Origin of the sequence: Planococcus maitriensis, from assembly GCF_003289925.1 — a bacterium.
GTDB classification, from domain to species: Bacteria; Bacillota; Bacilli; order Bacillales_A; family Planococcaceae; genus Planococcus; species Planococcus maitriensis.
The window spans coordinates 745904-765401 of sequence record NZ_QLZQ01000001.1; the positions used below are offsets into that span (position 1 = coordinate 745904).

Consider the following 19498-nt stretch of genomic DNA (forward strand, 5'->3'; position numbering starts at 1 on the left):
TGTATATGGAAAAGATTGTGTGAACCAAGGCTTATCTTTTATGGAATTCTCGATAAAAAAGGATTTTTATAGTCTTATTATATCACGTTCTGTCTTAAAAACTATCTTTGTGTTTGAAAATTCAGTCAATATTGAGCAGGAAATGAGAAATCTTTACTACTACTTGGAAACCTTTCGCGGGCAGGCCGGACAATGGTTTTCCTTGCCGGAAAAGATGAGTGACTGAAAAAGGCCCGCTGCGGGTATGGAATAGCAAATGATGGAATGGGAGGGCTATGTGCATGCAATATATGAACGAACCGACCATTGAAGAGCGCGGTGAACAGCCGTATGTTGGCATCACTGCCAGGGTTACCGAGCAAGTCGAAGAAGCGCCTGAACTCGCAGCGGAAGTGCTGGCATGGTTGAGGGCGCGCAATGAAGCGGCTGCCGGTCTGCCGTTTATCCGTTTTTGGTGTTTGGAGGATCATGAACAACGGCTGATCGAAGTCGGCATTCCGACAAAAAAGCTGCTGCAGGGGGATCATCATATCATCTCGGGGTACTTGCCGGGAGGGGATTTTGCCCACGCGATCCACAACGGGCCGCCGGAGCATTTTTGGTCATCTGCCGACCATTTGGCGGGCTGGCTGGAAAGCGAAGGGCTTTCGGCAGCGCTGCGCTACGAAGGCGAGACGAAGATATGGGATGGGCACATGGCTTTTTTTGTGACCGACCCGGTTGAAAAAAGGACGCCGGACGCCTGGGCAATTGAACTATTCATCTTGCTGCTCGCTGACCATGCTGCATAAAAAAGGTGTCTCTTTCCTTACTGGATACTACTGCCGGTAAAGAAAGGGGCATCTTTTGAATTGACCGACCAAAAAAATAAACGGTAAGTGATAAAAAGATCAATTGACAGATAATTATAAAAACAATAGGGATTATTGGATATACAAATACTAGTAAATGGTTTTTTTATCCAATTCAATAAGCATTCTTTTGCAGATTCCAATATGGACTCAGCTGGCAGGCTTTCATAAGCTGTACTCACCCGGGAATAACAGGACGTCCAGAAGGAAAAGAAGATGGAAGCTTTTACGGAAGTGGCAGAACAATACGCACCGATGATCTCATCGATTATCCGCAAATTGAATATTTACACAGATTATGAAGCGTTTCGTCAACTGGGGTTTATCGCATTATGGCAGGCATGGGAAAAGCACGATCCTGAAATCGGCCATTTTGCGCCGTTCGCCTACCGCAGCATCAAAGGCGCGATGAAAGACGAATTGACCAGGCGGCAAAAAGGAGGGAAGAAGGTCAAGAATTCGGATTTGTTTTTGGAAGAAGAAGAAGCGGTGGAGTGGGTGGCTGAACAATTGCCTTACTGGCTGGATGATGCTCTCTTGAGCCCGAAAGAAAGGCAGTTGCTCCAGGAGCTGTATGTCGATGGGTACAGCCTCACGGAATTGCAGAAACGTTACGGCGTCACCTTATCCGCCATGAAGAAACGCAGGGAGCGAACCTTGTCTAAAATACGGGCATCCATCCACCATCCGTACAAGGATCGCTAAAAATAACTGGAAGGCTAGGGGAAGTTATCGGTATAATGGTTATCTGAAACGGTAAAGGGAGGTACGCACATGGAAGCGATGATGACCGGCATGATCAACAATATTTTCTTCATCATTTTTCCGATCATCCTTTACCAGATGTTCGCGACAGCCGGGCAGAGAAACTTCTTTGTCAGCCACCGGATTACCATGACCATCCTGTTTTCGATCTCCATCATCCTGTGTATGGTATTTCCATATCAATTTCTGACGGAGGATTATATATTCGACCTCCGGCAAGTGCCGATGATTGTCGGCGCTTTGTACGGCGGCCCCTTGGTGAGTGCAGTGCTATTCATTGTATCAGCTGTCGGGCGCATAGCCCTTGGTGGGGATGGCATGTATATCGCCATCCTGAACCAGCTGTTAGTGGCAGCGGGCGTGCCTTTCCTGGGGCCGATTTACCGGAAAGTCAACCGCTGGTGGAAAGCCGGGCTCGTTTTCTCCATTTCGATCGTGTCGCTGTTATTCAATTTATTCGCAGGCTATTTCTTTTTTGGGGATCCAATCCACGACTTGATCGGAATTTGGTTGATGTTGATGCTCAATCAAGGCGGCATCATCATATTGACCGCTCTGCTTATCGAACATCTTCAAAAACAGGAGTATTTATATAATTCGCTCATGCGCCATGAAAAGATGGAGACGGTCAGCCATTTCGCAGCCGCCGTGTCGCATGAATTGCGTAATCCGCTGCAAAGCGTGAAGGGGTTTGTCCAATTGCTTCAGCAATATGATTACCCCCGTGCGAAACAGCTGGAGTTCCAGCAAACCATCCTGGAGGAAATCAAAGTAGCCGAGGACCTGATAGATGATTACCTGGTCTATGCAAAACCGATCTATGGCGAACTGAAACGCATTGAAGTGGAACCGGAACTATCCCATGTCATCAAAATCATGACGCCTTATGCCAATGCCAGGAACGTTGAAATTCTTGTGCAGCCCGGTGATTCGGCCAGCCCGATCTTGGGCGATTCGCAAAAACTCCATCAAGCTCTTGTAAATGTCATCCGGAACGGAATAGAAGCAATGCCGGATGGAGGGAAGCTGATGGTCGAGCTGGAAACATCTGCGCAATCGGTTTGTGTGCATATCGAAGATGAAGGCGTGGGCATGACAAAAGAACAGCTCAAGCGTCTCGGCGAACCTTATTTCTCCAATAAGTCGAAAGGGACCGGTCTTGGGCTCATGGTCACTTACAGCATTCTCAACCAGATGGGCGGGGAAATCGAAGTCGGATCCGAAGCCGGTAAAGGCACAAGATTTACATTTGAGTTCCCGAAACTCCCGGATGCTTAAAAAACCGCCTGGGCGGCCGATTGACGGCTGTCCAGGCGGTTTCCTATCGGTTTTGGAGTTTGTGGAGAAACGGAAGCACCGCTTGTTCCTTCAATTTCGCTTCAAACATGATATCTACTTCATAGCCTTCGACCAGCTTCAATAATTCAGAAAAGTCCTCTTCTGAAATAAGGTCATGATGGCGCAGGTCAGTGAAACCTTCGCGGCCGGTGCTGATATGGATTTTCGGCCTCCCGGATCCTTCCCAGGTAGCCATGATTTCCGAAAAATCGACTGGTTCCCCGTCATTATTGCAATTGTGGTGATGGATATCGAAACAGATCGGAACTTTGCACATGGCGTGCACATCGAGCACATCGCGCAATGTAAAAGTTTTATCATCGTTTTCTAGCCTGAGCCGCTGCCGTATGCTATCTGACAGCGCCAAGTAATTTTCGGCGAAACGACGTTTGGCGGTTTCCTTGTCGCCATATGCGCCGCCTGTATGCAATATGATATCTGTGCCCCCAAGCAATTGGATCAATTTGTCGTGGTATTCAAGGTCTTCGATCGACTTGCGGACTACTTCGGCCTTAGGTGAATTCAAGACTGTGTACTGCCCAGGGTGAACGGAAACCCGCATGCCGTGTTCGTTCACCAGCCGGCGGATTTCACTGGCGATCGCCAGGAAGTCTTCATCTTCCCACCAGCGCCAATCGTTGATCGGATGCGTTGAAAGGGGGACGATGGAACTGGAGGCGCGATAGAAAAGAATGCCTTGCTCCAAATTCCAGCGAATGACCTCTAAAGTGGTTTCCATGTTTTGGATCGTCAATTCCTTAATTTTTCCGGTTCCTTCCTTTTCAGCCGTAGCTAGACGCAGCGTACGGAAAACCGTCTTAAGCTCTGTGTTCATGCACGCATATCCTAATCTCATCGTTTTCAGCTCCTCCCGCACAATATACCCGATTTAAGTAGAAAACACACGGAACTTGGGTATACTAGTAATAAAGACGAGTGGAGGAGGAATTTCAATGACAGCAGAAATCACCAAAAATCCTACCGGCTATAATGCGACATTCGACAGATATTTTGAGCATTCCCCAGAGCAAGTATGGGCGATGCTGACAGACAACCAAAAAATCCATCGCTGGTTTTCAGGGCTCCAAATGGAGGAAGAGGGTGAATCAGGCCACCTGACACTGGAAATGGGCCACGGTAAAAAGAAGGAATTTCCGATTACCGACTATAAAAAAGGGGAAATCCTCGCCTTTGAATGGGGAGAAGACCATGTACGTTTCGAACTGGGCCCGGATGGCCAGGGAACGAGGGTGAAGATGGTGGAGACTTTGCCGGACATTACAGGGCAAACCCCAAAAGACGTGGCGGGATGGCACGTAGCGCTGGATATTATGGAAGCTATTTTAGATGGCCATGGAATTGAGCGCACTTCCGAATGGGAGCGCTGGTATCCTGAATACAAGCGCCTGTTCGAAAGCATGGGCGTCGATTTTGCGTAGAAGTTTGAAGAAACCCCAAGCGGCCGGTCCGCTTGGGGTTTCTTATGGGCTAATTTTATCGGGGTCATTTCCAAGGAAAAGAAGGGGGTAAATTGCATCCTATGAATTCGATGAAAAGCCCCGGGATGGGCATGTGCGTCGCTGCCCGCTGCTTCAGGAAATCTGGAACTCATATTTACGGTCTTCACGGAACTCGCCATCTTCATAGCTTCGTTCAGCGAAAGTGACAAGCCCGTCGTGGCCGACGAGCAACACTGTTGCGGACCGTGTCCCGTAGTCAGGCATTTTGATGAACATGGGAGAAAGCGCTCGCTCCAAGTCCAGGCCGACTCCGGTTTCTGGAAGCAAGTGGTCGGGCGCTTGTTCGGCATCCGCTAAAATTTCAAACAGGCGGTCGAGTTCCAATTGTTCATTTACCGCTACATAAGCTTCGAGTTTTTCTTTTCCACGCTCGACTTTCGGCCATGGCGTGTTCAGGAAATGATTGCTCAATCCATGCGTCCCAGGCGGGATTTCCACTGGTTCCCCGTGGATATTATTGTAATAATACAAACCCTCGGCATCCCCGGCGATCAAGTTGAATCCTGCATACTCCCGGTCGTCGATTGCCTGCAGGTAATCTTGCGGGGAGAGATGGCCATCAAGGAATTGTGTGACCAGTTCGCCGCGTGACTTGGCGCCAGCTGCCATATGTCCGGGGTCACGGTAATTGGTCAGCGCAGCGAAGCGTCCAGCTTTATTCACGCCGAGCCAGGTGCCCATCTGGCTTAAATCACGGCCTGCGAGAATCCGGGGTGAATCTTCCCAGAAATGGGCGGGCGCAGCGGGACGGCCGTAAAATTCATCGCGGTTTGCGGCGACGATTAATTTATATCGCGGATGCTGTTGGAATTGCAGATTGATCAAACACATAATGGGCCTCCTTTGTCGATTCGACAGGAAATGGATGCAAAAGCCATTCGTCTGGATGAAGCTGATTTAATTATAGCGGATACGGATGCGCTTGGCTCACGCAGCGCTCGGAAGCTGGGACGGGGGAACCGGTTGGGGTGAAAGCGGAAAAAGGCCGGCAGGTTTTTCAGCTGGGCAGAAAGTTCCTGCTGGATTGAAAATCTGATAAGATATAAAGAAATCAAAACAAGCCAGTGGCATCACGCGGAGTGGGGGGATTGAAGATGGGGAGCAGGCCTGAACGATTGGCATTGGAACGTGTATTGTTCGAAGGGATAGAAGAGATGGTTTTCATTGTCAGAGTCGAGCCGGATGCTTGGGTTTATGAATTCATCAACGAGGCGGTGAAAGCCCATACTCAGATGGATGAAACAGCTCTCGGGAAGTCTTTCCTGGAAGTGCATGAACCGGAAGTTGCCCGACAGCTGATTTATTATTATGAGAAGGCCTTAACTGAAGGGGCGAGCATTTTCTATGAAGATTCCTATCATGCTCCGAACGGGGAGCTGCGGTATTCCAAGTCACGCTTAACGCCGATGGTGGACGAATCAGGCCGTTGCAGCCACGTCGTCAGCGTGGTCAACGATGTGACGGAAGAAAAGCTGGCAAAGCATGCACGGGAGGAAGCGCTCAGCCGTTTGGAGGAAAGTAATGCCAAATATCGTTCCCTGTTCGAAAGCAATGGCGATGCAGTATTCACTTTAACATTGGCTGGGCAGATCAATGGCGGGAACCGGATGGCCAGGGAGCTTGTGAAGCGGCCGATCAGTGAATTGGCTGGAAGGGATTTCTGTGACTTGGTCGAACAAAACGAACGCATGAGGTCGAAAGAAATCTTCGAGGAAGCGGCCTCAGGGCTCTATAAAGACCATCGGCTGAGCTTGCAGCCCAAGGGCGGGAAAGCGATCGGATGTCTCGTGAAATTCATCCCGATCAGCATCAACGGCAAGGTCACAGGCTATTATTTGATGGCTAAAAACATGACCGAGCTGGATATGCTGGTCAGCAAATATTTGGAGAGTGAGAAGAATTTCCGGGTGATCGCGGAAAATGTTTATGATGTGGTCATCTTGATGAACAGGCAAAAGGAGTATCTATACATATCCCCGTCGAGCCAGGAAATTTTCGGCATCGCGTCTGAAGAAGCTATTGCACAGAAGCCGTTCTTTAACGTGCATCCCGATGATTTAGGGCTTGTGCACCAGCAGTTCCAGGAGGCAGTGCAAAAGGCGGGGCCTTATTCCTTGCAGCTGCGCTTCGACCATCCGGAAAGTGGCTGGATTTGGGCCGAGATGAACGGAACGCCCGTCTATGACGAGGAAGGCATATTCTCGCATATGGTCATGATTGTCAGAGACATTTCGATGCAGAAGAAATACGAAGCCCAACTGGAATATTATGCATTCCATGATTCGTTGACCGGCTTGCCGAATCGACGCTATTTTCAGGAATACAGCAGCAAATTGAAAGAACAGGCTAAAGCAGGCGAAAAAATAGCCCTGGCTGTATTGGATCTCGATGATTTCAAGCAGATCAACGACGAATATGGCCATGATTTCGGGGACATGGTATTGGCCGAGTTTGCCATGCGTTTAAGCAAACTGGAAGAGGAAGGATACATTCCCATCAGGATGGGCGGTGATGAATTCCTCGTCGTTCTTGAAGGGGGCGGGACGGATTCGGCGGCACAAAGGGCTGCCGCAAAAATCCGGTCGGTGCTTTCAGGCGGCTTGGCTATCAATGGCATTTCAATCCCGGTCAATTTCAGTTTGGGTGCGGCTTCAGCATTATCTGCAGAAGAAAGCATTTCCTCGATTTTAAGGCGTGCGGACGAAGCGATGTATAAAGCAAAAGGAAGCGAAGCGAATACAATAGAAATCTTACAGCCATAAGCGGAAGCTTATGGTTTTTTGATGCTTTCGAACCAACCGTTAAAAAGAGGTGTATTTATCATAGTTCTAAATATATATTTGAATATTCGGAAATTAAAATGGTTTTCTTTTCCTGTGATAAATGATATGATTTCGTTAAATCTATAAACCTAGTTAATATACATAATATGGATTAAAAAAATTAAAAGTAAATCTTTTGCCTTAGGTCAAATGATTATTGCTGCTGATTCCTTGTTCCAATCAACGAAAGAGCTGCTGTCAACTATAGATATCTGATAATTCGGATAAAAGAGGTGCTGTGCTGTGAGTGATTCCAATAGAAAGATAAACTCAGTTCTATTCTTTTTTCTTATATGCTGTATAGCCATCTCAGGTACGGGAATGAATATATCCGCCGATTCCGGCAATCAGCTCATCCTGGATAACGATCAAGAAGAAGTTGCTGCGGGCAGCCGGCTTTCCGTTCTGGAAGATGTCTCAGGCAAGCTGCAAATTGAAGATATCCAACAGCCTCCCCATGTTTGGAATTTCATGCCTGCCGGCGATCATCCGTTGAATATCGGTTTCAGCCCATCGGTGTATTGGCTGATGCTGGAAGTGGAAAACAAGGCGCAAGCCGAGAAGGAATGGCTTCTTGAACTGGGTTCTTCGAGTGTCGATCAAGTGAGCCTCTATACGGAAGATGGTGACGGAGGGTTTACGGTTGAGCGGAGTGGCCAGGAGACAAGGGCGGAAATTGTCCACAGGACGGCCGTGTTTCCAATAGCGCCGCCCACAGGAGAGCGTACCGTTTACTGGATGCGCATTGAATCTTCTGCCCCGATTCAATTACCGGTGACCGTCTGGGAGCGGGAAGTATTTGAGAGCCAGACGAGGCAACAGGTCGCGTTTGTCGGGGTGATCGGCGGGCTCGGCTTAATGTTTTTGTTCTATTATATCCACCGTTTCACTATGATCCGGCAGCGTGCCTATCTGTATTTCGTGATTTATGCCATTACAGCCTTTTTCCTGTTTTCTTCTGCAGGCGGGTTGAGCTTGGACGTCATCTGGCCGGAGCTGGATTTATGGAATGGCCATAGCGTGTTCTTCGCGGTCGGGCTTGCTGCTTTATCGGTGACGCTGCTGACAGAAGGCTTATTGAACACGAAGCGCCATTTGCCCGAGACGGACCGGATGATCAAGTCGCTGCTTTTATTGAATGCAGTGGTTCTGACGACTTTATTCATTTCACTCGAATGGGCCAGGCTGCTGCTGACGCTGGCTCTCGGTGCCACTTTGGTTGTCAGCCTGTTATTGGCGGCCTATGGCATGAAGAGGGGAGTCGTGCATGCCCGTTACTATTTGGTATCTTTACTCTTCTTTCTAGCCGCTGCCATATTAAATGCCTTGTATGTGTCGGGGATTCTACCGATCACAATGGCGGCGCAAGGCTTGATTTTCTTCTTTGGGGTATTGGCTGTCCTGTTCGCTGCACTGGCGGTGAGGGACAAAGAAAAAATCAGGGAACAGGAAAGGATTCAGCGTGAGCGCAATTCCGCTGAACGGCAGCGCATTGAAATCGAGCGGCTCCGGCAAATCAATGAACGCAAAGATGAATTGCTCGCCATCACTTCGCACAGCTTGCGGACGCCGCTTTACGGGATGGTGGGAATAGCGGAATCTCTCCAGGAATCGGCTTACAGCAAAATGCCGCCTTCCGTCATACAGCAGTTGGAAACGATTTCTGAAAGCGGCAAAAAACTGGCACGGATGATCAATGAAACCTTGGATTTCTCAGGGCCGAAACACCATATGCTGTCATTGCACCTGGAAAAAGTGAAGCTTCCTGCGGTTGCGGACTCTGTCATCCGGCTGTGTACACCATTGCGGAAATCAGCGGAAGTCAGCTTGAAGCACACGATACCCGCTGATTTCCCGGAAGCGATCGCCGATCCGGAACGGGTGCGCCAAGTCCTTTATAATCTGGTCGGAAATGCAGTGGAGCATACAGAGAGCGGCGAGATCATCATCTCCGCAAAAATCATCAAAAAACAAGTTGCCATTACGGTCAAAGACACTGGGAGCGGAATGGAAGAACAACAACTGGATAGCTTGTTTGAACCGATCGGCACTTCAACGACCCCTCACCTGGGCATCGGGATGGGGCTGAAAATCACCAAACGGCTTGTGGAGATGCAAGGGGGCTGGCTGAAAGCGGAATCGGTCCCGGGAAAAGGCTCTTCTTTTACATTCACGCTGCCGCTCACTGAAGAAGAACGGGCTGCGGAGTCTGCACCGTCCACTGAGATCAGGGAATTGACGGCTTCCCAGCTGGCAGACTCGCTGATCAAAGAAAAGAACGTCAAGAAAGGTTTGCGCATTTTGGTCGTCGAAGCGGAAGAAGTCAATCGCCTGATGCTGGTCCATCAGCTTAAAGGGGAGGGCTATAAGGCGGAAGGGGTCAGTTGCGGTGAAGAAGCGCTCGTGCATTTGGATAACCGGCCGGCGGATTTGGTCATTCTCGACGATGAACTTCCGGATATGGCTGGGGACGAATTATGCCGGCGCATCCGGGTCAATGCAACCTTGACGGAATTGCCGATCTTGATGCTATCCGATAAAGAAGGCGTTAAGGAAAAAACAAATGCTTTCAGTGCGGGGGCCAATGATTATTTAGTTAAACCATGCGATGTTGAGGAATTTCTCATGAGGGTGGAAACACTCGCCACGCTTCGCAGCATGACACAGGAAATCACCAATTTGAATTTCTTCCTTGAGCGCAATGTCAAAGAGCGGACGATGGCCTTGGAGATCACCAATATGAACTTATTGACAGTGAATGACGAAATCCAGGAAGTCGAAAAATCACGCAATGAGATGCTGTCGGCGATTTCGCATGAACTGGGCACTCCGATCACCTTGATCCACAGCTATATCCAGGCAGTGAAGGAAAGCTTGATCGAAGAGAACAACCCCCGCTATTTGGATATGATCCACAAAAAACTCTTATTGCTGGAGCGCTTGACGGAAGATCTGGTCGAACTGTCGAAATACAAATCGGGCAATATGACCTTGCGTTTCGGTGAATTGCAGCTTGATGAGTGGCTGGAGCGGATTGCAGCTTCCATGGAAGCTGACCTTGCGCAAAGCGGCAGGCGCTTCCGTTTTGTAGGGCCGGGCGAAAAAGAACGGCCTGCGGATTGGCGGCTTATGGTCGATGTGGACCGCGTCGATCAGGTTTTCTCGAATTTATTATGGAATGCGGTCAAGCACACATCGCCGGAAGAAGGGCGCATCACTTTGTCGGCAAGCATCCGGGCGAGCGCGAATGTGCTGGATGAAACAGAGGCGGACGGCGAGTTGATCATCCGTGTAGAAGATAATGGTTGCGGCATCAAAAAAGAGGCGTTGCCGCATATATTCGACCGGTTCTTCAAAATCGACGAATCGATCCATTATAAAGGAAGCGGTCTTGGGCTTGCGATCGCAAAAGAAATCATCCAATCGCATAAAGGCGAAATCTGGGCGGAAAGCGAAGAAGGCGCAGGCAGTACATTCATCATCGCCCTGCCCTTGAGATACTAACAACCCATGGGAGGGATCTTCATGAACAGTGCGACTGTATTGATTGTCGAAGACGAAGACGGCATCCGCGAATTGATGCGTTTGTTCTTGGTGAAGAAAGGCTATGAAATCATCGAGGCCGAAGACGGTTATGAAGCGATGGATGTGCTGTCGAAAGAAAATCCGGACCTGATTTTGCTGGATATCGAAATGCCCGGCATGAGCGGTCTGGAATTGTGCGAGAAAATACGGATACGGACCAAGACGCCAATCCTCTTCGTCAGCTACCGGAAAGAGCTGGCCTATAAAATACAGGGTCTTGAAGTGGGGGGCGATGATTACATCACCAAGCCTTTCGATTTCACGGAGCTGGAAGCGCGCGTCAAAGCGATCTTGCGCCGCAACGGCTGGAAAAGCGGGGAAGAAGACAAGCTGTCAATCCTGAAATTCGGCGATCTCCATATCCATGTCGATGCCCGCGAGCTGTATGTGAAAGGCAAACCCGTGAAACTCTACCATAAGGAATTTCAATTATTGCTCTTGATGGCCCAGACGCCTAACCGTGTCTGGACAGCCGAACAATTATACGATCAAGTATGGGGATATTATTCGGAAGGCGATGTCCAGACGGTCAAGGTCCACATCAGCAACCTGCGCCGGAAAGTGGAGAACGATCCGGCAACTCCTCGCTACATCCAGACCGTCCGGGGATTCGGTTATAAGTTCACGAATTGAAAATGGCAAGGCCGATCATTTTTGCTGCAGAGGCAAAAGGGATCGGCTTTTTTCATTGCCGCAATTCCAAGGAATTTTCGATATGGGCATGACAAAAGCGCCACGGGAAATTATTTTTTTAGATAAATGAAACTAGTTGAACTATTTAACTTTGTTTTAACCTGCTCTCCTTAGTATGGGTCTTAACCGATAGGAAGACAGATATCAAGGAGGAAAAGCAGATGATTGAGAACAAGATCAAGATGACGAATGAACCGCCTGTCGATTTCGAGCAGCAAACCGTCTTCAAGCAAAGCCGGGAAGCCCCGAGCACACAGCCTTCCATCACCGGGCTTGGCCTTTCGGAAAATGTCGCAGGGTCGCTCGCGTATTTGCTCGGATTTTTCTCGGGCTTCATCCTGCTGATGGTTGAGCGGGAAAATCGTTTTGTCCGTTACCACGCTTTCCAGTCCGTATACGTCTCGATTCTTTTTTTCACATTGTTTACAGCAGCCGGCATGATGCCGATGACAGGATGGGTGGCCGAAGTGCTGTTGATGCCGATCGGCTTGGTAATGTGGATCATCCTCATGTTGAACGCACATAACGGCAAGGCGCTGCGCCTGTGGATCATCGGCCGCTTTGCAGAAAAACAGCTCCATTGAACAAGCAAAATCACCCCGTACATGGGGATATGAGGTGAAGACATGGAAAGTACATTCAATATGAAAGAGTTTTTCAAGAACCTGAAGAAACGCTTGCCGCTCATTATCGCGATGACGGTCGCATTTGTCGCCATCGCGGCAGCTGTCAGTTATTTATGGATGAAACCGGTCTATCAGGCATCGACACAGATACTGGTCAATAAGGCCCCTGCCAATGCCCAGGAGTTCAGCATGCAGGATATCGATACGAACCTTCAATTGATCAGCACCTATAACGTCATCATCAAGAGCCCGGCGATTTTGACGGAAGTCATCACCGAACTCGGATTGAACGAAACGGTGCAATCGCTGAATGAACGGATTGAAGTCTCCAGCATCGAGGATTCACAAGTCGTGACGCTCGAAGTCGAAGACGGGTCGATGCAGCAGGCGGTACTGATCGCCAATACGACCGCCAAAGTATTTGAACAGGAAATCCGCAATTTGATGCGTGTCGATAACGTCAGCATCCTCGCCCCTGCCACGATGCCTGCCAGCCCTGAGCCGGTCAAGCCGGACCCGTTGTTCAATATGGCAGTCGGCGCGATCATCGGCTTCATGCTCGGAACAGGCCTTGCGATCGTCCTGGATCAATTGAACACGACGGTGCGCACGGAAGAAGACATCGAAGAATTGCTTAGCCTGCAAGTGCTCGGCGTGGTGAGCCCGGTCGGCGACTTGGACAAAACGGATAAACCATCGAAACATACTGACAGAATGGAGTTGGATGAGAATGTTGAACCAGACAGCGTCAAAACAGCCGCTCGCCCGAAAGTTGGTAGCACGTATTAAACCCAATTCGGTGATCAGCGAACAATACCGGACAATCCGCACAACGATCAATTTTTCCTTGCCTGGAACCGAAATGAAAACTTTATTGTTCACATCCGCTTCGAAAGAAGAAGGCAAATCGACGACTTCAGCCAATATGGCCGTCGTTTTTGCGGAATCGGGGAAAAAGGTGCTGCTTGTCGATGCCGATATGCGTAAACCGACGCTGCACCATACTTTTAATTTGAACAACCATATCGGCTTGTCGAATCTATTGGTCGGCAAAGGGGAGCTTGAGCAAAGTGTCCGCGACAGCGGCATCCGCGGCCTGGAACTGCTGACATCAGGGCAGGTTCCGCACAACCCGGCAGAGCTGCTGGATTCGCCGATGCTGGATCGATTGATCGCTGAAATGAAAGAACGCTACGATTTGATCATTTTCGACTCGCCGCCGATCCTGTCGGTGACGGATTCCAAGATCCTGGCGAATAAATGCGACGGCACTGTGCTGGTCGTCAATACAGGGAAAACCGAAAAGCAAAGCGCAATCAAGGCGCGCGACAGTTTGGCGACTTCGAGAGCCTTTATTGTCGGTGTCGTGATGAATAATTACAAACTCAGCAAGGACCATTATTACAGCCATGAATACAATTGATAAGCGGTACCTGCGCGAGGTGAAGGAGCTAATGACATGACGATTACTAAACGCTATACATCATTGTTCATAATCGACTCGCTGATCATCCTCTCAGCAACGTATCTCTGCTATTTGTTCTTGCTGCCGTTCGACAATATCATGTCGAACCAGCTACTGCTGTTTATGACGGTTACGTTGTTCATCGCCCATCATTCCTTTGCCTGGCATTACGGGCTATATCGGAAAGTGTGGGCGTACGCTTCGGTACATGAGCTGCAGTCGATCGTCAAAGCGGTCACCTTGACAATGTTCGTGGCGACGGTCATGCAATACATCCAGACGGGCGGTGTGTTTGTCCGCATCCTGGCGCTGACCTGGATGTTCCTCATTCTATTCCTGGGGGCCTCGCGTTTTTCCTTCCGCCTGTACCATGAGCGGGAGCCGCGCAAAAGCGAAGGGCAATTGAGCCGTACGATCGTTGTCGGAGCAGGGGAAGCAGGGCGCATGATCGTCAGGCAGATGAAGCAGAACCCCCAATGGGGAAGAAAGCCGATTCTTTTTATCGATGATGACCGCACGAAATGGGGGTTGGAAATTTTTGGTCTAGGGGTAGCAGGGCCGATTTCGGAAATCCCTCGATTGGCTGCCGAGAACGAGATTGACCAGATCGTCATCGCCATTCCATCGCTGTCGAAAAGGGAAATGGCGGAAGTCACCAAATTGTGTATCGATACGGGGCTTAAAGTCCAGACCATCCCACGGATTGAAGATCTGATGGTCGGCAAAGTCAAAGTCAGTGATATCCGGGACGTGAAAATTGAGGATCTTCTCGGCCGCGAGGAAGTGCGTCTGGATATGGAAGCCTTGACTGAAAAGATCGAGGGGAAGAGCATCATGGTCACGGGTGCAGGGGGATCGATCGGTTCGGAGATTTGCCGCCAGATCAGCATTTTCAAACCTGCACGCCTCCTGTTGCTCGGCCACGGTGAAAATTCGATTTACACGATCGACCGTGAACTGCGGTCAAAAGTGCCGAAAGAAATCGACATCGTGCCGATCATCGCCGATATCCAGGACCGCGAACGGATCTTCGAAATGGTCGGCAAATTCAAGCCCGATATCATTTATCACGCCGCTGCCCATAAGCATGTGCCTTTAATGGAAGCAAATCCACTCGAAGCGGTGAAAAACAATATTTTCGGGACGAAAAACGTGGCAGAAGCGGCAGATCGCCACGGCGTCGGCAATTTTGTCATGATATCCACCGATAAAGCCGTCAATCCTCCCAATATCATGGGGGCTTCCAAACGATTTGCGGAAATGATTGTCCAGAATTTAGCGGTTTCGTCCGATACGACATTCGCTGCGGTGCGTTTCGGCAATGTACTCGGCTCGAGAGGAAGCGTCGTGCCGCTGTTCCGTGAACAAATCGCAAAAGGCGGACCGGTGACCATCACCGACCCGAAAATGACCCGCTATTTCATGACGATTCCCGAAGCTTCCCGCCTGGTGATCCAGGCAGGCATGCTCGCATCCGGCGGGGAAGTGTTCGTGCTGGATATGGGAGAGCCGGTGAAAATCGTCGACTTGGCACGCAATATGATCCGTTTGTCCGGTTTTGAAGAGGACGAGATCCAAATCAAATACACCGGCATGCGGCCTGGGGAAAAGCTCTACGAAGAGCTGCTGGACCCGAGTGAAATCCAATCGGAGAAAGTATTCGCGAAAATCCATATCGGAAAAGCCACCCCGATCAGCCAAGTGGAAATCAGCCGGATTTTGAAGAATCTTCCTGAAATGGAAGAACAGGAAATACGCGAAACTCTATTGAAACTTGCGAATCGCCCGAAAGAAGACAAAAAGAAGGAACCAGCATGGAAAGAAGAATGGAAGATCGAAGGGGGATTTGCCTGATTACAGTTTCTGCCTACAAGCGCAGGGGGGATGTAAAGTGAAGCTGCTATCAACGGAACTGTATGGGAACTCTCCTATTTACCTCCAAAATCTGTTGCTCAGTTTTCGTGAATACGCCAGTTCACGAAAAAGGTACGGCATGGGATATTATCGCTTTCTTCATCAGCTTTCCGGCATGGATGAGAAGGACCGGCAATCAGAAGAAAGATACCAGGACCAGGAACTTCGCTCGCTCCTTCGCCATGCTGCCGAACATAGTGCGTTTTACCGGGAGGTTTTTGGGGATGACCTAGCCGATATTCGGTTTGCCGGTGATTTGCGGCAGCTTCCGGTTATCGAAGAAGAGCTTTTTAATGAACGGATCGATGACATCCGTACACACATTGTCCGGAAAAAAAGGGGAGAAGCTGAAAGTCCAGAACGAGGCCAATTGCCCCGTTTGTGGCTGAGCAACTTGGATCTGCAAAAACAAACCGCAGCTGTAGACCATTTCAAGAAGCAGCATGGCGCCATTAACTTGGATATGAAGCGTGCGACATTCTATCATGGGGATTTTGTGCCCCTTGGCCAAAAAGAAGGAGCGTTCTGGCGCGATATTTACTATCTCAATCAGCGCCTGTATTCAGCCCATCATTGCACGGAGCCATTCCTCTCGGCTGTGGTCCGGAACCTGGATGGTTTCCGGCCCGATTTCATCGATGGCTTGCCTGAAGCGATTTTGGCAATAGCCCGTTTTATCAACGATCATCGACTGCTTTTGGATTTCCAGGTCGTTGCCATTTTTGTGGAAACGGAACTGTTGTCTGAAAGCGAACGGCTGGAAATCGAAAATGCGTTTGGCTGCTCGGTCCGCCGGTGGAGCATGAAAACCGAGCGTTCGCCATTTCTTTCTGAATGCCCTGCAGGGAATCTGCATTTCAATATGCGCACAGGGGTGCTGGAGTTTACCGAAAAAGGTGAAGTCCTCCTGACCCGCTTCCATACAAAAGGGACGCCGCTGATACGGCTGAAGATCAAGGACCAATGGATGCCCGTGCATTGCCAGTGCCCATGCGGGAGCGTCCATCCGGTAGTCCGCAAGCCGCTGAAGCCGGTCTCCGCCTTTTTACAATCGAGGAGCAGGGGCAGGGTGACAAGTTTGTACTTGGCGACCGTGCAGGAGAAATTCCAGAAAGCCGCCCCATCTATGCAGTTCGTCCAAAATTCTTTGGATGCAATTGAAATATGGCTTAGCGGAACCGATTTCATTCCTGCAGAACTTGAACAGAATATTATCCGGGAGATGGCCGGGATCTTCGGCGAAGACATGAATTTCACGGTGAGGGGCCGCTTGAATGGCGCATCGGAAGAACCGGGGCCTGCTGGCTTGATCATCAATAACCTGCAATTCCCGCAAACTTGCCAAAGTGATTACAGCACGGACTGAACGTGCTGAGGAAGAAGAGGAGGCTGTTGTACATGAACATTCGACAGGATACAGGAGCATCGGTTATGCCATTTCCGGTTCCGGTTAAAGAAACAGGAGATAGGATTTTTCTTTCTGCCCCGCATATGACAGGGAACGAGCAGAAGTATATCAGCGAGGCTTTCGAGTCCAATTGGATCGCGCCGATGGGGGCGAATGTCAACCAGTTTGAAGCGGAAATGGCGGCGTATGCCACGACCCAGGCAGCAGCTGCTTTATCTTCGGGGACTGCTGCAATCCATCTGGCTTTGCAACTATTGGGCATCGGTAAAGGAGACCGTGTTTTTTGTTCCAGTCTGACGTTTGTGGCAAGTGCCAATCCGATTCTGTATGCTGGGGCAGAACCTGTCTTTATCGATTCAGAAGAAGAAACGTGGAATATGTCTCCCTGGGCGCTGCAAAAGGCATTTGCAGCAGCAGAACAAGAGGGCAAACTTCCAAAAGCGGTGATCATTGTACATATTTATGGACAAAGCGCCCGCATGGACGAACTCATTGCCCTCTGCAATCATTACGGGGTGCCGATCATCGAAGATGCAGCTGAATCTCTGGGATCCACCTATAGAGGAAAAAAGACAGGGAGTCTCGGGACTTACGGGATCTATTCATTCAACGGCAATAAGATCATTACGACGTCCGGGGGCGGCATGCTGGTGTCGAACGATAGAAAAGGCGTGGCGCAAGCGAGATTTCTCGCTTCCCAAGCGAAAGATGATGCACCGTTCTATGAACATAGCCGCGTCGGCTATAATTACCGGATGAGCAATGTGCTGGCCGGTATCGGGCGTGCGCAGCTCGAAGCGATCGAACTGCGCGTCTCAGCCCGCCGTGCTGTCTTCAACCGCTATTTTTCCGCGCTCGGCAAGCACGAAGCGGTGAAATTCCAGCCTGAACTAGAAGGCACCCGCTCGAACCGCTGGCTGACAGTCATGCTGCTCGACCCGTCCAAAACGGACCGGTCGCCTGATGCTGTCCGGGAATTGCTGGAGTCCGAAAACATCGAATCGCGCCGTGTATGGAAGCCGCTTCATCTGCAGCCTTTGTTTGCAGGCTGCAAGTTCTACTCCCATAATCCACATGGCAAGACAGCTGTCAGTGAAAAATTATTTGCGGAAGGGCTATGCCTGCCTTCGGGATCTGACTTGGAACCGGAGCAGCAACAGCACATCATCGGGCTGCTTGAAGAAATCTTGGCCTAAACGCCCTTAGACGGAGCCCCATTTTGGTGGTACGATTAGTACGAAATCAAAAGACGGTTCGCGAGGAGCAGATGAGCGTGGGAAAAAACACGAAAAATCAGCGAATGGTCAGGCTGCTTCCAGGCCTGGCCATTTGTTTGTTGGTTATATGGGCAGGAATTTACGGAGCGGATTTGATCGGTGCGGCACTTGGGGCGATCGGGCTATTGCCGGAAGGCGGAAAAAGCCCGGTATCCGGGATTTTTGTGGCGATACTGATCGGCATCCTCATACGCAATACAATCGGTTTGCCGGAGATCTTCATTAGCGGCGTCAGTTTTGCGGTCAAATACGCCTTGCGCATCGGCATTATCCTGCTTGGTTTGCGCTTGAGTTTGACGGAAGCCTTGACGCTCGGGGCGTGGGGCCTGCCGCTTATCGTGGCTTGTATCACAGTGGGCATCGGGGTCACTTTGTTTTTCACGAAACTTCTTGGCCAGTCCAACCGGCTCGGCGCATTGATCGCCAACGGGACGGGCATATGCGGCGTCACGGCGATCATGGCGACAGCACCGGTGATCCGCGCAAAAGAGAACGAAATTTCATACGCCATCGCCAATATTACGGTGTTTGGCTTATTGGGCATGTTGTTCTATCCATATCTCGCTCATTTCTTTTTTGCAGATGAGCCGATCAAAGCGGGGCTGTTTCTCGGCACGGCCATACATGACACGGCTCAAGTGACTGGTGCTGCCTTGATGTATGAGCAGATGTACGGCTCGACATTGGCCCTTGACGTAGCGACCATCACGAAATTGACACGCAACTTGTTCATCATTGCCGTGATCCCGCTGATCGCTTATTTATTTTTCCGGAGTGAAGGGCAAGGGGGAGGCACGATGCCAAAATGGTATAAATTGTTTCCTTTCTTCATTCTTGGATTTCTTTTGCTGTCGTTTCTCCGCACGGTTGGGGATGCTACGCTCGCTTCAGGCGGACAGGCATTCGGCATTTTCGGCGCCGCGGGCTGGGAAGAGTTCTACAGCTTTTGGAGTTCTTTCGGCTCGACATATATGCTCGGTCTTGCGATGGCAGGCGTCGGGTTATCGACCAATTTGAAAATATTCCGCGGGATGGGATTGAAGCCTTTCTATATCGGCTTGATTGCAGCCATCTCTGTGGGGGCGGTCAGTTTATTGCTCATTTCGCTGTTCGGCGACCTGGTGCAGCTGGCTGCCTGAACGGAACCTGGGGCCTTTCAAAGGCTCCAGGTTTTTTATATGCGTTAATTCAAGTATTTACCATAAATAATTCTCATTAAACTCTCAGAATAGTC

Annotated in this window: 16 protein-coding genes; 14 read left to right on the forward strand and 2 right to left on the reverse strand. The window is 49.9% G+C overall.

Annotation, left to right across the window (positions count from 1 at the left end; all coding sequences use genetic code 11):
- Positions 1-281: 281 nt before the first annotated feature.
- The 3 genes from DP119_RS03570 (at position 282) to DP119_RS03580 (ending at position 2894) form a co-directional block, all read left to right on the forward strand.
- Positions 282-791 carry a GyrI-like domain-containing protein gene (locus DP119_RS03570; protein ID WP_167399186.1) on the forward strand — a complete coding sequence of 170 codons (510 nt, stop codon included), beginning with the start codon at positions 282-284 and terminating at the stop codon, positions 789-791.
- 276 nt (positions 792-1067) lie between these two features.
- Positions 1068-1556 carry a sigma-70 family RNA polymerase sigma factor gene (locus tag DP119_RS03575; protein WP_112230920.1) on the forward strand — a complete coding sequence of 163 codons (489 nt, stop codon included), beginning with the start codon at positions 1068-1070 and terminating at the stop codon, positions 1554-1556.
- 69 nt (positions 1557-1625) lie between these two features.
- Positions 1626-2894, forward strand: coding sequence for an ATP-binding protein (locus tag DP119_RS03580; RefSeq protein WP_112230923.1), 1269 nt, complete (start codon positions 1626-1628; stop codon positions 2892-2894).
- Positions 2895-2937: 43 nt separating this feature from the next.
- Here DP119_RS03580 and uvsE read toward each other — a convergent pair whose 3' ends face one another.
- Positions 2938-3810, reverse strand: coding sequence for a UV DNA damage repair endonuclease UvsE (gene uvsE, locus DP119_RS03585; RefSeq protein WP_112230925.1), 873 nt, complete (start codon positions 3808-3810; stop codon positions 2938-2940).
- A 97-nt stretch (positions 3811-3907) separates the two neighbouring features.
- On the opposite strand from uvsE, the gene DP119_RS03590 reads away from it, so the two are divergent.
- Positions 3908-4393, forward strand: coding sequence for an SRPBCC family protein (locus tag DP119_RS03590; RefSeq protein WP_112230927.1), 486 nt, complete (start codon positions 3908-3910; stop codon positions 4391-4393).
- 153 nt (positions 4394-4546) lie between these two features.
- Here the strand turns inward: DP119_RS03590 and DP119_RS03595 are convergent, their stop codons facing one another.
- The gene (locus DP119_RS03595) at positions 4547-5305 is read right to left on the reverse strand and encodes an NRDE family protein (protein WP_112230929.1); all 759 of its coding nucleotides are present in this window, start codon (positions 5303-5305) and stop codon (positions 4547-4549) included.
- Between the two features lie 263 nt (positions 5306-5568).
- Here DP119_RS03595 and DP119_RS03600 point away from each other — a divergent pair, with 263 nt between their 5' ends.
- From DP119_RS03600 to DP119_RS03645, 10 genes are all read left to right on the forward strand, one after another.
- Positions 5569-7236 carry a diguanylate cyclase domain-containing protein gene (locus DP119_RS03600; protein WP_112230931.1) on the forward strand — a complete coding sequence of 556 codons (1668 nt, stop codon included), beginning with the start codon at positions 5569-5571 and terminating at the stop codon, positions 7234-7236.
- A gap of 381 nt (positions 7237-7617) precedes the next feature.
- On the forward strand, positions 7618-10800 hold the full coding sequence (locus DP119_RS03605) for an ATP-binding protein (protein ID WP_112230933.1): 3183 nt from the start codon (positions 7618-7620) through the stop codon (positions 10798-10800).
- Positions 10801-10821: 21 nt separating this feature from the next.
- A complete protein-coding gene (locus tag DP119_RS03610) occupies positions 10822-11514 on the forward strand; it encodes a response regulator transcription factor (protein WP_112230936.1) in 693 nt (230 codons plus the stop codon).
- A 221-nt stretch (positions 11515-11735) separates the two neighbouring features.
- A complete protein-coding gene (locus tag DP119_RS03615; protein ID WP_112230938.1) occupies positions 11736-12158 on the forward strand; it encodes a DUF4870 domain-containing protein in 423 nt (140 codons plus the stop codon).
- Between the two features lie 42 nt (positions 12159-12200).
- The gene (locus DP119_RS03620) at positions 12201-12989 is read left to right on the forward strand and encodes a YveK family protein (protein ID WP_112230940.1); all 789 of its coding nucleotides are present in this window, start codon (positions 12201-12203) and stop codon (positions 12987-12989) included.
- Positions 12931-13623, forward strand: coding sequence for a CpsD/CapB family tyrosine-protein kinase (locus DP119_RS03625; protein ID WP_338066438.1), 693 nt, complete (start codon positions 12931-12933; stop codon positions 13621-13623). The genes DP119_RS03620 and DP119_RS03625 overlap by 59 nt, the downstream gene beginning before the upstream one ends.
- A 36-nt stretch (positions 13624-13659) precedes the next feature.
- Entirely contained in the window at positions 13660-15519 is a 1860-nt protein-coding gene (locus DP119_RS03630) for a polysaccharide biosynthesis protein (RefSeq protein ID WP_112230944.1), read from the forward strand.
- A gap of 37 nt (positions 15520-15556) precedes the next feature.
- Positions 15557-16945 carry a phenylacetate--CoA ligase family protein gene (locus DP119_RS03635; RefSeq protein WP_146747857.1) on the forward strand — a complete coding sequence of 463 codons (1389 nt, stop codon included), beginning with the start codon at positions 15557-15559 and terminating at the stop codon, positions 16943-16945.
- A 65-nt stretch (positions 16946-17010) separates the two neighbouring features.
- Positions 17011-18183, forward strand: coding sequence for an aminotransferase class I/II-fold pyridoxal phosphate-dependent enzyme (locus DP119_RS03640; protein ID WP_112231930.1), 1173 nt, complete (start codon positions 17011-17013; stop codon positions 18181-18183).
- A 77-nt stretch (positions 18184-18260) separates the two neighbouring features.
- Positions 18261-19403 carry a YeiH family protein gene (locus DP119_RS03645; RefSeq protein ID WP_112230947.1) on the forward strand — a complete coding sequence of 381 codons (1143 nt, stop codon included), beginning with the start codon at positions 18261-18263 and terminating at the stop codon, positions 19401-19403.
- Positions 19404-19498: the final 95 nt, after the last annotated feature.

What these genes read in the sequence shown, in the direction of transcription:
- DP119_RS03570 (WP_167399186.1), top strand. Translation starts at nt 282, where the DNA reads ATGCAATATATGAACGAACCGACCATTGAAGAGCGCGGTGAACAGCCG.
- DP119_RS03575 (WP_112230920.1), top strand. Translation starts at nt 1,068, where the DNA reads ATGGAAGCTTTTACGGAAGTGGCAGAACAATACGCACCGATGATCTCA.
- DP119_RS03580 (WP_112230923.1), top strand. Translation starts at nt 1,626, where the DNA reads ATGGAAGCGATGATGACCGGCATGATCAACAATATTTTCTTCATCATT.
- uvsE (WP_112230925.1), bottom strand. Translation starts at nt 3,810, where the DNA reads ATGAGATTAGGATATGCGTGCATGAACACAGAGCTTAAGACGGTTTTC.
- DP119_RS03590 (WP_112230927.1), top strand. Translation starts at nt 3,908, where the DNA reads ATGACAGCAGAAATCACCAAAAATCCTACCGGCTATAATGCGACATTC.
- DP119_RS03595 (WP_112230929.1), bottom strand. Translation starts at nt 5,305, where the DNA reads ATGTGTTTGATCAATCTGCAATTCCAACAGCATCCGCGATATAAATTA.
- DP119_RS03600 (WP_112230931.1), top strand. Translation starts at nt 5,569, where the DNA reads ATGGGGAGCAGGCCTGAACGATTGGCATTGGAACGTGTATTGTTCGAA.
- DP119_RS03605 (WP_112230933.1), top strand. Translation starts at nt 7,618, where the DNA reads ATGAATATATCCGCCGATTCCGGCAATCAGCTCATCCTGGATAACGAT.
- DP119_RS03610 (WP_112230936.1), top strand. Translation starts at nt 10,822, where the DNA reads ATGAACAGTGCGACTGTATTGATTGTCGAAGACGAAGACGGCATCCGC.
- DP119_RS03615 (WP_112230938.1), top strand. Translation starts at nt 11,736, where the DNA reads ATGATTGAGAACAAGATCAAGATGACGAATGAACCGCCTGTCGATTTC.
- DP119_RS03620 (WP_112230940.1), top strand. Translation starts at nt 12,201, where the DNA reads ATGGAAAGTACATTCAATATGAAAGAGTTTTTCAAGAACCTGAAGAAA.
- DP119_RS03625 (WP_338066438.1), top strand. Translation starts at nt 12,931, where the DNA reads ATGTTGAACCAGACAGCGTCAAAACAGCCGCTCGCCCGAAAGTTGGTA.
- DP119_RS03630 (WP_112230944.1), top strand. Translation starts at nt 13,660, where the DNA reads ATGACGATTACTAAACGCTATACATCATTGTTCATAATCGACTCGCTG.
- DP119_RS03640 (WP_112231930.1), top strand. Translation starts at nt 17,011, where the DNA reads ATGCCATTTCCGGTTCCGGTTAAAGAAACAGGAGATAGGATTTTTCTT.